At 47.6% G+C, this 14,742-nt stretch carries 13 protein-coding genes; 5 read left to right on the top strand and 8 right to left on the bottom strand.

Features of this window, described 5'->3' with window-relative positions; translation table 11 throughout:
- Window positions 1-15 precede the first annotated feature (15 nt).
- From B3Z75_RS06065 to B3Z75_RS06055, 3 genes are all read right to left on the bottom strand, one after another.
- Window positions 16-888 (bottom strand): YitT family protein, encoded by an 873-nt coding sequence (locus B3Z75_RS06065; RefSeq protein ID WP_294068685.1) that lies wholly within the window; start codon window positions 886-888, stop codon window positions 16-18.
- A gap of 64 nt (window positions 889-952) precedes the next feature.
- Window positions 953-3,706 (bottom strand): leucine--tRNA ligase, encoded by a 2,754-nt coding sequence (leuS, locus tag B3Z75_RS06060; RefSeq protein WP_294068683.1) that lies wholly within the window; start codon window positions 3,704-3,706, stop codon window positions 953-955.
- A 97-nt stretch (window positions 3,707-3,803) separates the two neighbouring features.
- Window positions 3,804-5,609: an AMP-dependent synthetase/ligase gene (locus B3Z75_RS06055; protein WP_294068681.1), complete on the bottom strand. Its 1,806-nt coding sequence runs from the start codon at window positions 5,607-5,609 to the stop codon at window positions 3,804-3,806.
- A 205-nt stretch (window positions 5,610-5,814) separates the two neighbouring features.
- Here B3Z75_RS06055 and B3Z75_RS06050 point away from each other — a divergent pair, with 205 nt between their 5' ends.
- The 4 genes from B3Z75_RS06050 to B3Z75_RS06035 all read left to right on the top strand — a co-directional run bounded on the left by B3Z75_RS06050 (window position 5,815) and on the right by B3Z75_RS06035 (window position 10,919).
- Window positions 5,815-6,459 (top strand): DUF4294 domain-containing protein, encoded by a 645-nt coding sequence (locus B3Z75_RS06050; RefSeq protein ID WP_294068679.1) that lies wholly within the window; start codon window positions 5,815-5,817, stop codon window positions 6,457-6,459.
- A 37-nt stretch (window positions 6,460-6,496) separates the two neighbouring features.
- Window positions 6,497-8,221 carry a SulP family inorganic anion transporter gene (locus B3Z75_RS06045; RefSeq protein WP_294068677.1) on the top strand — a complete coding sequence of 575 codons (1,725 nt, stop codon included), beginning with the start codon at window positions 6,497-6,499 and terminating at the stop codon, window positions 8,219-8,221.
- Window positions 8,221-10,056, top strand: coding sequence for a YgiQ family radical SAM protein (locus tag B3Z75_RS06040; protein ID WP_294068675.1), 1,836 nt, complete (start codon window positions 8,221-8,223; stop codon window positions 10,054-10,056). Before B3Z75_RS06045 ends, B3Z75_RS06040 begins: the two co-directional genes overlap by 1 nt.
- Before the next feature lie 128 nt (window positions 10,057-10,184).
- Window positions 10,185-10,919, top strand: a complete 735-nt coding sequence (locus tag B3Z75_RS06035; protein ID WP_294068673.1) for a NigD-like protein — start codon at window positions 10,185-10,187, stop codon at window positions 10,917-10,919.
- Between the two features lie 129 nt (window positions 10,920-11,048).
- On the opposite strand, the gene B3Z75_RS06030 is transcribed toward B3Z75_RS06035, so the two are convergent.
- The 5 genes from B3Z75_RS06030 to prmC all read right to left on the bottom strand — a co-directional run bounded on the left by B3Z75_RS06030 (window position 11,049) and on the right by prmC (window position 14,278).
- On the bottom strand, window positions 11,049-11,468 hold the full coding sequence (locus tag B3Z75_RS06030; protein ID WP_294068671.1) for an SRPBCC family protein: 420 nt from the start codon (window positions 11,466-11,468) through the stop codon (window positions 11,049-11,051).
- Window positions 11,465-12,118: an orotate phosphoribosyltransferase gene (gene pyrE / locus B3Z75_RS06025; protein WP_294068669.1), complete on the bottom strand. Its 654-nt coding sequence runs from the start codon at window positions 12,116-12,118 to the stop codon at window positions 11,465-11,467. The genes B3Z75_RS06030 and pyrE overlap by 4 nt, the downstream gene beginning before the upstream one ends.
- Before the next feature lie 133 nt (window positions 12,119-12,251).
- Window positions 12,252-12,947, bottom strand: a complete 696-nt coding sequence (locus tag B3Z75_RS06020; RefSeq protein WP_294068667.1) for a ComF family protein — start codon at window positions 12,945-12,947, stop codon at window positions 12,252-12,254.
- Window positions 12,934-13,434: a regulatory protein RecX gene (locus B3Z75_RS06015; RefSeq protein ID WP_294068665.1), complete on the bottom strand. Its 501-nt coding sequence runs from the start codon at window positions 13,432-13,434 to the stop codon at window positions 12,934-12,936. The genes B3Z75_RS06020 and B3Z75_RS06015 overlap by 14 nt, the downstream gene beginning before the upstream one ends.
- Window positions 13,421-14,278: a peptide chain release factor N(5)-glutamine methyltransferase gene (gene prmC, locus B3Z75_RS06010; RefSeq protein ID WP_294068663.1), complete on the bottom strand. Its 858-nt coding sequence runs from the start codon at window positions 14,276-14,278 to the stop codon at window positions 13,421-13,423. Before prmC ends, B3Z75_RS06015 begins: the two co-directional genes overlap by 14 nt.
- A 49-nt stretch (window positions 14,279-14,327) precedes the next feature.
- Between prmC and ribD the strand changes: the two genes are divergently transcribed.
- Window positions 14,328-14,742, top strand: a 415-nt coding sequence (gene ribD / locus B3Z75_RS06005; protein WP_294068661.1) for a bifunctional diaminohydroxyphosphoribosylaminopyrimidine deaminase/5-amino-6-(5-phosphoribosylamino)uracil reductase RibD, incomplete at its 3' end; no start/stop codon positions are given.

The following is a 14,742-nucleotide window of genomic DNA, read 5'->3' as shown; positions in this document are numbered from 1 at the left end:
TGTGTTCTTTGAGGTTTACCTCATCTTGTCAAACCCCTGGCCGTAGATACCAATTACGTTGCTTTGAGAGATAAAGGCGTCCTCATCGATGCTCTTTACCAGCCGGAAGATAGAGGTAGATTCGTTTCGCTTTGCCATGACAAGCAACACCTTTTGGGTTTTCTTCGTGTACCAGCCGGTACCATCGAGCACGGTACAGCCTCGATGTAACTGATGATTGATCTGCGTAGCAATCTCTTCGTATTCATGGGAAATGATGAAGAACTGAACCGACTGGCGGATACCGTTTAACACCCAATCAACCGACGTTGCCATCACGGCAATGATGATGATACCAAATACAATCGTTTCTACGCTCCGGAAAATAACAAAGGACGAAGCCACAATAATCAGGTCCACCCATAGCATGGTCCTACCGGGTGTGATATTTCGATACCTGTTGATTACCAGCACAATAATGTCAGTTCCTCCACTACTACCGTTCACCGACATCACCAGCCCTACTCCGGATCCCGCCACAATGGAGCCAATCAATCCCGCCATCAGCGGCTCATCCGTCATGATCGGCGGCCATTGAAAGCTTTCGAACATGCCGATAAAAAGCGTCAGCGATGCCACACCCACGATCGTTTTCACGAGAAATTCTGACCCCAGTATCCTGAAAGCTATCAACAGCAACACCGCGTTCATAACAAAAACCATCACCGAGACCGGCCACCCCAATGCGTAGTTGAGCAATACGGCCACACCGGTGAGCCCTCCAAGCACAAACTGGTGAGGCATGATAAATTGCGTGACACCCAATGCATACATGAAAGTACCTAGAAAGATCGTCAGATAATCTTTCCAAAAAAACTTCTTCAGGCTAAATTCAGGCAATCTCTCCATATATATATCCTCAGTTATCAGCTATCAGGCCTAATCGTCAGTCTTTGTCACTTGGCATAATCAATCAAAGTACCACGTTCACGATTTTTTTCGGAACAATAATCACTTTTTTGGGTGTTTTGCCCTCAAGCCACTTTTGTGACTGGGGATGCTCCAGAACAGCCTTTTCGATCTCTTCGCTGGTAGCTTCAGCTGCAAATTCGAGAAGATAACGCGACTTTCCGTTGAAGGATATCGCATACGGGAAGACATCTTCCCTGAGATATTCCTCGTTCCAGACAGGCCATGCCGCATCACAAACCGATGTTTCATTTCCCAGCACATGCCAAAGTTCTTCCGCAAGATGAGGTGCAAATGGTGCCAGACATACCACAAGGTCACTCAGGATGGCTCTCTCCCTGCACGAAAGTGCTGTCAGCTCGTTCACACAAATCATGAATGCGGAAACCGAGGTGTTAAAAGAGAAATGCTCGATATCGGACGATACCTTTTTAATTAGTTTGTGCAACGACTTCAGGGCTTCTTTAGCTGGTTCCTTGCCGGAAACAGCCAATGTACCCTCCTTGTAAAACAGGTTCCACACCTTACGCAGGAATCGGTGCACCCCGTCGATTCCGTTCGTATCCCACGGCTTGGATTGCTCCAGCGGCCCCAGGAACATCTCATAGAGCCGAAGCGTGTCGGCCCCGTATTTCTCCACGATGTCATCGGGGTTGACCACGTTGTACATCGATTTCGACATCTTTTCTATGGCCCAGCCACAAACATACTTTCCATCTTCCAGTATAAACTCAGCGTTGCTGTATTCAGGGCTCCACCGCACGAAAGCCTCCCTGTCGAGCAGATCGTTGTGCACAATATTCACATCCACATGAATGGGAGTGACATCGTATTGATTGATGAGACCATGCGATACAAAGGTGTTGGTCCCCTTGATGCGGTATACGAAGTTGCTCCGTCCCTGAATCATTCCCTGGTTGACCAGCTTTTTAAAAGGTTCCTCTTCACAGGACACGCCCAGATCGAAAAGAAATTTGTTCCAGAACCGGCTATAGATGAGGTGGCCGGTTGCATGTTCCGTGCCGCCTATGTACAGATCTACATCGCGCCAGTAAGTATTGGCTTTTTCAGACACCAACGCTTCGTTGTTGTGCGGGTCCATGTAGCGCAGGTAATAAGCCGACGACCCGGCAAAGCCGGGCATGGTATTCAGCTCCAGAGGATACCCCTCTTTCGTTTGCCAGTTTTTGGCACGTCCCAGAGGGGGTTCTCCCGTTTCGGTGGGCAAAAACTTATCCACCTCGGGAAGTTCAAGCGGCAGCTCGCTTTCATCCAACGTGTAGGGCATATCGTCCTTGTAATAGACGGGAAACGGCTCGCCCCAGTAGCGTTGCCTGGAAAAGATGGCATCGCGCAGGCGATAATTGACTTTGCGGTAGCCCAGGCCCCGTTTTTCCACTTCATCGATGGCCGCAGGGATGGCCTGCTTTACCGTCATTCCATCCAGAAAACCGGAGTTGATCATGATCCCCTCTTTGGCATCGAAACTCTCTTCCGAGATATCACATCCTTCAATAAGGGGAATGATGGGCAGGTTGAAATGATTTGCAAAAGCATAGTCCCGACTGTCATGTGCCGGCACAGCCATGATGGCACCCGTGCCATATCCGGCCAACACATAATCCGAAATCCATATCGGAAGAGGTTCACCCGTGAAGGGATGGGTGGCATATGAACCCGAAAACACACCTGTAACCAATTTATCGGCGATGCGCTCCCGTTCTGTCTTCTTCTTGGTTTGTTCAATGTAGAGATCCACAGCTTCGCGTTGTTCGACGGTGGTGAGCTGCTCCACCAGCTCACTCTCCGGCGCAAGCACCATAAAGGTCACCCCGAAAATGGTATCAGCACGGGTAGTAAAAATATCGAACGTAATTCCGTCTGAAGCTTTAAAGTGCATGACAGCACCCTCACTCCTTCCAATCCAGTTGCGCTGTGTCTCTTTCAAAGATTCGCTCCATGCGATCTTATCGAGTCCCTCGAGCAATCGTTGCGCATAGGCCGAGACACGCAGACACCACTGTCGCATCTTACGCTGTTCCACCGGATAGCCTCCCCTGATGGAGAGCCCCTCGCTCACCTCATCGTTAGCAAGAACCGTACCCAGTTTGGGGCACCAGTTCACCATGGTGTCCCCCAGATAAGCAATGCGGTAATTCATCAAAACCTGTTGCTGTTCTTTCTCAGACATGTTGCTCCACTCACCGGCAGTGAAGGTCATCGGTTCTGTACAAGCCAAATCAAGGCCTTCGGTACCCTGTTGTGAGAAGACATCAATGAGCTCTGCAATCGGCCGGGCCTGCTGTGCCTGGTTGCAGTAGTAGGAATGAAACATGCGGATGAACGCCCATTGCGTCCACTTATAATAGTCCGGGTTACAGGTGCGCACCTCCCGGCTCCAGTCGTACGAAAATCCTATTTTATCAAGTTGCTCTCTATAGCGGTTGATATTGTTGTCCGTGGTAATAGCCGGATGCTGACCCGTTTGAATGGCGTACTGCTCGGCAGGCAGTCCATAGGCATCGTAGCCCATGGGATGAAGCACGTTAAATCCCTGCAATCGCTTGTATCTGGAAAAGATGTCCGACGCGATATATCCGAGCGGGTGTCCCACATGCAATCCTGCTCCCGAGGGATAGGGAAACATATCGAGCACGTAAAACTTGGGTTTGGTACTCTCCTCCGCGACTTTGTATGTCTGATGGTCAACCCAGTATTGCTGCCACCGTTTTTCTATTTCTCTGAAATTGTAATCCATGCCTTTCCTTCATTAAAAAACGGTGCAAAGATAATGATTTAATTCCAGATTTACGATTACTGCTGAAACGGATAGCCGTCATATGGACCCTGACCACTCATCCTTCATACATCTGGTCGATGAGACCGGCATATTTTTCCAGGATCACCTTCCTGCGCAGCTTGAGCGTATTGGTCAGTTCTCCGCTCTCCACGCTGAAAGGTTCGGGAAGAATAGTGATTTTTTTGACTTTCTCGTAGGAGGTAAATTGCGACTGCAGCAACTCAATCCGGCCAAAGATAAAATTGTGGATGCGAGGGTCATTGACCAAACCTTCTGTCGTTTCAAAAGCAATCTGTTGCTCCCTGGCATAGGCTTTAAGAGCATCGTAATTGGGAACGATCAGAGCACTCACAAACTTACGCTGGTCGCCTATCACTGCCACCTGTTCAATATATTTATCCTCGGAAATGCGGGTTTCAATCATTTGTGGAGCAATATATTTGCCGTTGGATGTTTTATACAGATCCTTGATACGGTCGGTGAGAATAATCTCATTGTTGTCTGTCAATGAGCCTGCATCGCCGGTCCTGAAATAACCATCTTCGGTAAAAGCGGCTTCGTTCGCTTCCGGTTTTTTGTAATAACCCGCCATCACGGTCTCCCCTTTCACAAGAATCTCGCTGTTTTCACCAATTTTCACCTCCACATCGGGCATCACTTTTCCGACTGTTCCGATCCGAAAACCTTTTGCCGGGAAGCAACTCACCGTGGCTGTTGTCTCCGAAAGGCCATAACCGTAAATAATGCGCACGTCAATGGACTGCATAAACTCATTGATCGTGTCGGACAGGGGTGCCCCTGCCACAGGGAAAAAATTTCCTCTTTCAATTCCCACGATCCGCTTGATCAGAAAAAAGACAGTGTGCCGGTATATAAAAAACTTGATCCTGTTTCCTAGCGGGGCCCTTTTCCCTTCGTTTACATACTCCAGATTATGACGTTTGCCCGTCTTCACCGCATCGGTAAACAGCCATTTTGTAATTCCGGAAGCATTGTCAATATTCTCTTTCACTCCCTCGTACACCTTCTCCCAGAAACGAGGCACGTTGCTCATCAACGTTGGACGCACCTGCCTGATTGTCCTCCTGATTTCACTGGGATCTCTGTTTACGGCCACCGTAATCCCCTTGTGAAGACAGTAATAGGTCCATGCTTTCTCGAAAATATGGGTCAGCGGCAAAAAACACATGGACAGATCCTTTTCCGAAAGGTTTGTAATACGGATGTCGTGAATGTAGCAGGCTTTTATATAGTTGGCATGGGTAAGCATTACCCCTTTGGGCTCACCGGTCGTGCCCGACGTGTAGATGATGGTGGCAAGATCACTCTCGCTCAACTGCTTTAACCTTGAGTTCACCAGCGCCAGCGACTCTGAGTTGTCTCCGGTAGTGATGAAGTCATCGAAATAGACCGAAGTCCTATCTTCCGGTTTCAGCACCACTCCCGAGTCGAAAATAATCAGCCTCTCCAATACGGGCAGCTCCTGCTGTACCTTATAGGCATTATTATACTGAAACTGCTCGCCCACAAATAGCAGCTTAATCTGTGCATCATTGATGATGTAGCTCAGTTGCACCGGCGATGAAGTGGCATACATAGGAACCATCACCGCCCTGTTGGCATAAGCGGCAAAATCAGTGATCAGGTATTTATCCATATTCTGCGCATAAATACCTACGTTATCATGAGGCTGCACACCCATTTCCGCCATCGCCTGCGCAGCCTTCATAATTTTACCGGAAAAACTTTTCCACGACAGATCGAGCCATTCTCCGGCAGGCGATTGGTACTTTAGTGCCGTTTTGTATTTCAGCCTCAATGCTTGCTTATGGATAAGCTCTCCGAGATGATAATATGCCATAAATTTTCTATTGTGTTCCCAAAAGTACACTTTTTACCGGATTTGGGAGCATAAACTGATTTTTTTTGTACTTTTGGCTCTGCTTTTCCGAAGCTCCCTTTTGGAGATTATTTACTTAACATTCTAAATACGCGCAGGTTAATTAACTACACTTAACGTGTTTTCTCATGGTAAAATAAAACATTGCATTTATCTTTGCTCTGTTATGGAAAGACTCATCCACATATTGATGGTGTTGTATATAGCGCTTTTGCCCCCTGCGGTAAAAGCACAAGGGTTTTATGCGGCCAACATCAATCCCGAGGCGAGCAGCCCTGTATCTACCATCTTTTTAATGCCGAACGTATATCCGGCAGTAATCCTCGGGAATGATACCGTCGCCTGCATGTGGCTGACCGATTTCATCAAATATTCGCCCATCACTTTTCGCAGCACAAAAGATCGCATGGCATACTCCAAGCTGATCCGCGACGTAAAGAAAACACTTCCCTATGCCAAAGAGATTGCCGGCATCATCACCGAAACCTATGAGTATATGGAGACGCTACCCGACGACAAGGCACGACAAAAGCATCTCAATAAGATGGAAAAATACCTGATGGACGAGTATACGCCCAAAATGAAAAAACTCACCCGCTCACAAGGACAGTTGTTGATGAAACTGGTTGACAGGGAGACCAACTCCTCCTCCTATCACATCATCGATGCATTTATGGGTAGCTTTAAAGCCTGGACCTACAACGTGTTTGCAGGTTTATTCGGGAACAGCCTGAAAACAAGATACAACCCTTACGGCGAAGATCGGATGACCGAACGGGTATGTGTTCTCGTGGAACAAGGTATTGTCTGATTTTTTTACTACCTTTGCATCGTTTTTTATCAAACGTATGCAAACAAATTTTCTTCAAGATTTTCAGCCCGCCCTCTTTCAGTCCTTAAAAACCTACAACAAAGAAAAATTTATTGCCGACCTCATGGCCGGACTGATTGTAGGAGTGGTGGCTTTACCATTGGCCATTGCATTCGGGATAGCATCGGGTGTAACACCTGAGAAAGGAATTTACACCGCCATTATTGCCGGATTCATCATTTCCTTCCTTGGCGGCAGCACGGTACAGGTGGGCGGCCCGACGGGTGCCTTCATCGTGATCGTTTACGGGATTGTGGAACAATATGGGGTTCACGGACTGGCACTGGCCACTGTCATTGCGGGCGTCATGCTGGTGATGATGGGCTTCTTAAAGCTGGGCGCCGTCATCCGCTTCATACCCTACCCCATTGTCGTGGGATTCACCAGCGGCATCGCGCTGACCATCTTTTCCACGCAGATGAAAGATTTTTTCGGCTTAACCACGCCCAAGCTACCTTCCGGATTTGTAGAAAAATGGATAACCTACTTCCAGCATTTCTCCACCGTGAACTGGTGGGCTGTCCTTATTGGCGTAACGAGTGTAGTCATCATCATCCTTACACCTAAAATTTCTAAAAAAATCCCGGGATCACTCGTGGCCATCATCGTGATGACTATTGCTGCCTATCTGATGAAAACTTACGGCAACATTCAGGGAATTGAGACCATCGGCGACCGGTTTATTATCAACAGTCAGCTGCCAGCAGTGGAAAACATCCCGATAAACCTTGAGAGCATGCGCCTGTTGTTCCCCGCCGCTTTCACCATTGCCATGCTCTGCGCAATTGAGTCGTTGCTCTCTGCCACCGTTGCAGACGGGGTGACCGGCAAAAAGCATAACTCAAACATGGAACTGGTGGCGCAAGGGGTAGCAAACATTGTCACTCCTTTCTTTGGCGGCATTCCTGCAACGGGTGCCATTGCACGCACAATGACCAACATCAACAACGGCGGCCGCACACCGGTAGCGGGAATTATCCATGCCTGTGTCCTCCTGCTCATTGTTTTGTTCCTGGGCGATCTCACAAAACACATTCCCATGGCATGTCTGGCAGGAGTGCTGGTGGTAGTGGCCTACAATATGAGCGAATGGCGCACCTTTCTCTCTCTCACAAAACAATCGAAAGCTACGCTTGCCATCCTGCTGACCACCTTTTTTCTGACGGTGATATTCGACCTCACCGTAGCCATTGCCGTAGGGCTGCTACTGGCTGTTTTTGCCTTTTTGAAACGAATGAACGAAAGCACGAAGATCTCGCATACTACCGGCAGCATAAACATCTCGGAAGAGATGGAATCTCACTCGCAAGACATGAAAGAGGAGGTGCTTTACCTGCCTCACGGAGTGGAGGTATATGAAATTGACGGTCCCTTCTTCTTTGGTGTAGCCAACAAATTCGACGAAAAGATGCGGGAGATAGGCGATCATCCCAACATCCGGATTATCAGAATGCGTAAGGTTCCGTTTATTGACTCTACAGGGTTAAACAACCTGGAGACCTTGTGTCGCAACTCAAAAAAGGAAAAGATCCACATCATTCTCTCCGGCGTAAAAGAAAATATTCGTGAGAGCCTTTACCAATCCAATATTCCACAGATTGTGGGCGACGAAAACATTTGTGCCGATATTCACCTCGCCGTAGCGAGAGCCCGGGAGATTGATGCCGGATTGCAAAAAGAACACAAACACAAACATCGTTAATGCACAAAAGTTCCCTCCGGCTCACCGATTGGTTACCTACCACGAAGAAAGAGATGATGCTTCGCGGGTGGGAGGAGGTAGACGTTGTTCTCTTCTCGGGTGATGCCTACGTTGATCACCCCTCTTTCGGCACAGCTGTCATCGGACGTATACTTGAAAGAGAGGGACTCCGGGTTGCCGTTGTGCCCCAGCCCAACTGGCGGGATGATCTGCGTGATTTCAAAAAAATGGGCACTCCTCGCCTTTTCTTCGCCGTTACTGCCGGAGTGATGGACTCCATGATCAACCATTACACCGCCGGCAAACGTCTGCGCTCCAGCGATGCCTACACACCGGACGGCCGCTGCGACATGCGACCCGACAGGGCGGTGACCGTCTATTCGCATATCCTGAAGGAGCTCTATCCAGGGATTCCTCTGTTGCTTGGCGGTGTGGAAGCTTCGCTGAGAAGAGTAACCCATTATGATTACTGGGACGACGCCCTGCACAAAACCATTCTTGCCGATACGCAGGCCGACCTGTTGATCTACGGAATGGGGGAACTTCCCCTGAAGCAACTGGTTCACAAACTTCGACACGGAGAGAAATTCGGTGAGATACATGACATTCCCCAAACGGCCTTTCTGTGCAAGAAAGAGAAAGTTCCTACAAACCCGTTCGACGAAGAGGAAATTCTCTTTTCACACGATGAGTGCCTGAACGACAAACTGAAACAGGCCAAAAACTTTCGCGTGGTGGAAGAACAGTCCAACCGCCTTACAGCCGCACGTATCCTGCAGAAAGTGGACGATCGGATGCTGGTGGTAAACCCGCCATTTCCTCCGATGAAAGAAGAGGAGATTGATGCCTCTTTCGACCTGCCATATACCCGCCTACCTCATCCCAAATATAAAGAAAAAAAGATCCCGGCATACGAAATGATCAAGTTTTCGGTGAACCTTCACCGCGGATGCTTCGGAGGATGCGCTTTCTGTACCATCTCGGCACATCAGGGAAAGTTCATTGCCTCCCGTTCAAAATCGTCCATATTGGCGGAAGTAGGAAAGATCACGGAAATGCCTGATTTCAAAGGATACATCAGTGACCTGGGGGGACCCTCGGCAAACATGTATCGGATGCAGGGAAAAGAGGTGGCTATTTGTAAAAAATGCAAAAAACCATCCTGTATATACCCAAAGGTATGTTTCAATCTGAACACTGACCATACACCACTCCTGGATATCTATCGTGCCGTGGATACACTGCCAGGCGTGAAAAAATCGTTTATCGGCAGCGGCATCCGCTACGATATGCTTCTGCATAGGAGCAACGATGAAAAAACAAATAATTCCACACGGACCTATCTTCGGGAACTGATAAAGTATCACGTGTCGGGCAGGTTGAAAGTAGCTCCGGAGCACACCTCAGAAGCTACGCTCCACACAATGCGAAAACCACCGTTCGACCTGTTCTATAAGTTCAAACTCGCATTTGATGAACTAAACGAAAAGGAATCACTAAACCAACAGCTTATCCCTTATTTTATTTCGTCGCACCCGGGCTGCACAGAAGAAGACATGGCAGAGCTGGCAGCGATCACTAAAAATTTGCATTTCAAGCTGGAACAAGTGCAGGATTTTACTCCTTCACCCATGACACTGGCGACAGAGATCTATTACACCGGTATCCATCCCTATACCCTGAAACCTGTCTACACTGCCAAAACAAAAGAACAGAAAAACGCACAGCGTCTGTTTTTTTTCTGGCACGATCCACAAAACAAGCGGACCATCATCAGTACTCTCAAGCGTATAAACAGACTGGACCTCATCCACAAGCTGTACCCAAAAGGATAACTACTCCGGAGGATGTCATAAAAGACATCGACAACTTTGTTAATTATTGCTAATTTGAGGATTATCTCAATTTTGCATGCAGCGATTTTGCATTTGTTGCATCTAACGAGTATAGAAAGCAAGATAGTATGAGAAAGACGTTTTTGACACTTACTATTATTTCAACCGGAATTCTTCTTTCCCTGTTTTCGTGTGACGACAATTCCAACTCCTTGGGTGAATTCCGTATCAACGTAGCCACCGTAATCCCCGAGGGCGAGAATGCATATTCCTTGTTGCTTGACAATGGCACGCGTTTATGGGCGGCTGCCACTGCCGTGGTATACCAGCCGACCTGCAATCAACGGGTTTTTCTCAATTACACCATCCTCTCGGGCGCTCAAGAGGGCTATAACCATTACATCAAGGTAAACGACATCTGGAATATTCTTACCAAACAGGTCATAGAGCTGAACACTCAAAATGAAGACAGTATCGGCAATGATCCGGTAAAGGCCAATGCGGTGTGGGTGGGAGGTGATTATTTGAACGTCTCATTTATGTTCAACTATGGCGGCGTACGCCCTCATTCCATCAACCTGGTAAATAACACTTTGTCACCTGGCAACGCACCCGGTGTCACTGAACTCGAATTTCGTCATAATTCATACGACAGTCAGCAGGACAAATTATACGAAGGCTTCGTTTGCTTCGACCTGAAACCATTGCGTGCTAACGACGCCGATTCCGTAAAGCTATCCATCAAAGTGAAAGAACTGACGGGAGAAACAACTTACGATGTGACTTACAGGTACAATCAAGCACTACAGGAAGCAATAACCGAAATGCCTATTCCTGTTGTCTCATCGAATGAATACTATTAAGCGAAACAACCACAACGTAATTAGTTCTATTTCTTATATGACTTTTTGATTTTCCAAAAACCGGATGGTCCCTGTGAAGAGATCATCCGGTTATTTTTTATAAGTAGCCAGCGCTAAACACCATTCTTTTTATAAGCGATCGTAAGGCAAGTGGGCAAGTGCGTCCGAGATTTTGTCCACTGCTTCACGCATAGGCTTCTCTACCATCCCTTTCATAAAAATGCTTAAATCGGCGCGTAGGGTCAGGCGTAACCTGGTATCCTTTTCCGCCTTTGCTACAAGCTGTATCCAGATAAACACATCGAATGGCAACTTTTCTGATTTGAATTTCACCAGCTTATTCGGCTCACGCTCTTCCACAAGAAAAGTGACCTTTCCTATCGGGTCAACCCGAAACGACACCATATTGGCATCGAACGAAAAGTCACGAAGTTTATCTTCCGGGATTCTGTCTTTTACCGACTCCAATTTACTGAGATCGGAGAGCACACGAAACACCTCGGCATCACTGTGCGGGATCGTTTTTATTTCACTGACAAACTCGGTCATTTTTTTATTTTTTTTACCGTCTGTCCCCAATTTTCCGGATCGTGACGCCAGTCCTGCAATGTCTTCAGTTCCGACTCATCGATATAATCCGTCTGCAGTGCTTCATCAAGAATCGCATCATAATCGCAAAGAGTAGTGAGCTCAACCCTGGCCTCCTGCATGCTCTTCAATGCGTGCGGAAACCCGTACGTGAATATGGCAAACATTCCCAACACATCAGAACCGTCACGGCGAATTGCTTCTACAGCCTTCAGGCTGCTGCCCCCGGTAGAGACCAGATCTTCAATCACAATTACTTTTTGTTTCGGCTTCAGATCTCCCTCAATCAGGTTTTCCAATCCATGATCTTTCGGTGTGGAGCGGATATAGACAAAGGGTAAGTCAAGCAGGTCGGCAACCAGCACTCCCGGAGCAATGGCTCCGGTGGCTACGCCTGCAATAGCATCCGCTTGGGGATATTTTTCGAGGACAAGCCGGGCAAACTCCACCTTGATGAAATTGCGAATGGCAGGATAGGACATCAATTTGCGATTGTCGCAATATATGGGTGACTTCCAACCCGACGCCCACGTGAAGGGATTAGAGGGTTGTAACTTAATGGCTTTAATCTTAAGAAGCTTCTCGGCTGTTAATTTCTGTACTGTGCTCATTTTTTTATTAAAATAGTTAATTACATTGGTCGTTTTCAATTTCTATTGCTTCACGAAAACGTAAACTATATCGCAGATTACCCACAAAAGTACAGATTTCAAAATTAAAAACGTCCATTTTTAAAAAAAGAAACTAAAAAACCTCCCCCAAGGTTGCCACGCTGATTTTCATCTCACGGCAAGCCTGCAAGGCTATGCCGCAGGCTTCAACGGTGGAGCCTGTGGTAATCACATCGTCCACAAGCAACAGATGCTTGTGGGCAAATGCATCCGGATTATTCACCCGGAAGATCGACTTCACATTCTCCCAACGTTGTGTTTTGGTTCGCCTTGTCTGGGTAGGATTATAAACGACACGGACAAGATTGCCCACAGACAGTGGGCGGGAGGTAGCCTCCGACAGTCCGCACGCTATCATTTCAGCCTGATTATAGCCGCGGCTTTTTTCTTTCTTCGGGTGTAACGGCACCGGTAGGATAATATCAATCGGTTTCAGAAAGTCACTTCCCAGAAGATCTTCGCCAAAAATCCTCCCCAACAGCGCCCCCACTTCTTTGTGGTGGTGGTATTTCAGCTGATGAATCAACGGGGGCAGTATCCCCCCCTTGGCATATACACAAAAAGAAGCAATCCGCTCAAAAGGGATTCTCCCCGCCATCAGCTGCTCTGCGGCATTATTCGGGAGTCTGAAGTTATAGGTACGGGGCAGCTTGTACAAACATCGCAAACAGATGCACTCCTCAGATTGTAACAACTCCTCGCCGCACACCATGCACACTGCAGGAAAAAAAAGACGTGAGAGTTCAAACAACAGGTCATTCCGTCTCATAAGGCAACTCATCCATGTCCATCTTCTGCATGCAGTTCAAAATCTCTTTCATTGGATACCCCTTTCCCAGAGCATAGCGGATTAGCTTACCGTTAATTTCATAGGCGGACCCTCCTTTTACTGTTTTTCTTTTTGCCTCCATTAGCTGCAAAAGTGGGGCGTTGAGTGCGGTATCGGAAAATTCCGCAAGAGCTGCATCAATAACTTCAGCCGGTATCTGTTTTTGTCGCAAAGATAGCACAATCTTTACTTTACCCCACTTGTTGAAAGCAGACTTGTCATGAATATAATTCCGGACATAGCGTGCCTCATCGATATAGCGATTTTTCTTCAACTGGTCAATCACCCGTTCTGCAGACTCATCCTGAATCTGCAAGCGTTGCAGCTTTCTGCGCACATCCCATATACAGCATTCTTTTCGGGAGCAAAGTCGAGCCATTTGCGCGAAGGCCTGTTCCGGAGTGATTGTCTTTTCAGGCTTCTTCATGAGCTGTTGATTTTTGAGCCCGAATCATCCTGGGATTGCCGGAGATGTCACTTTTTATTTCAATTGTACGGAATCCGGCGTCGCGAAGCAATGCCGCTACCTGTTCCGACATGTTCCGGTTTATTTCGAAATATAATCTTCCTCCGTCATGGAGCAGCTCTTCAGCCAGGGCAACTATTCGCTCATAAAATAACAATGGCCTGTCATCCGGAACAAAGAGGGCTTCATGTGGTTCAAAATCGAGGACATTCCGATCCATTTCTTTTTTTTCGGATTCCGTTACATAGGGAGGATTGCTCACAATCACGTCGTATTTTTTCAACGGCGTAACAGGCTGGAAGATATCTACACGGGAAAAGTGTACCGCGGCCTTGTTTCGGGAAGCATTTTCCGCAGCCACCACCAGGGCTTCCTCCGATATATCCCATGCATCCACCTGAGCGTGTTCAACTTCGGTTGCCAGAGCTACCGCGATGCAACCACTTCCGGTTCCAATATCCAAAAAAAGAAGACTCCCGCCATGCTGTTCCGACACAATCCACTCCACCAGCTCTTCAGTTTCCGGGCGAGGGATCAACACGTTGCCTGTGACCTTAAACATCTTGCCATAAAACTCGGTTTCACCAAACACATACTGATAAGGCTCCCCTTTTTTCAACCTGATAAGAATATCGTCCAGCTTTTCCGCTTGAGATCGGGATAAATGATTAATTTTGTTGTCCGTTATGACGACATACGGGAGACCGCATACCTCCTCAAGGATGAGGCGGGTGAGCACCGTAATTTCCGAAGGGGTATACAACCCGTTCAATTCTCGACGAATATGTTGTATATGCTGCTGCATAACGATAATTGCTGTAATAGTATAGCTTGACAGGACAAAGATAAAAAAAATGGAACTAAATCCGGCATTTATGCAGCGTTGCCTTCAACTTGCACGCAAGGGAGAAGGTTTTACCTGCCCCAATCCCATGGTAGGGGCAGTCGTTGTACACCATAACCGGATCATTGGGGAGGGGTATCACCGGCAGTATGGGGAAGACCATGCCGAAGTAAATGCTATCGCGGCTGTTAAAGAGAGAACATTGTTGCCCGACTCCACCCTGTACGTCTCGCTGGAACCTTGCTCCCATCATGGCAAGACACCTCCTTGTACGGAATTGATCATCAAGAATAAGATTCCTCGCGTGGTGGTGGCCACCAAAGATCCTAACCCTGCCGTATCTGGTGCCGGCATTGATCTGATGAGGAAACATGGTATTGAAGTGACCCTGGGAGTAATGGAAGAAGAATCCCGGGAGTTGAATA

This window comes from Proteiniphilum sp. UBA1028 (genome assembly GCF_002316955.1).
Classification (GTDB): domain Bacteria; phylum Bacteroidota; class Bacteroidia; order Bacteroidales; family Dysgonomonadaceae; genus Proteiniphilum.
Note: the sequence above shows the minus strand (reverse complement) of the source record. Positions and strands in the feature narration are given on the sequence as shown.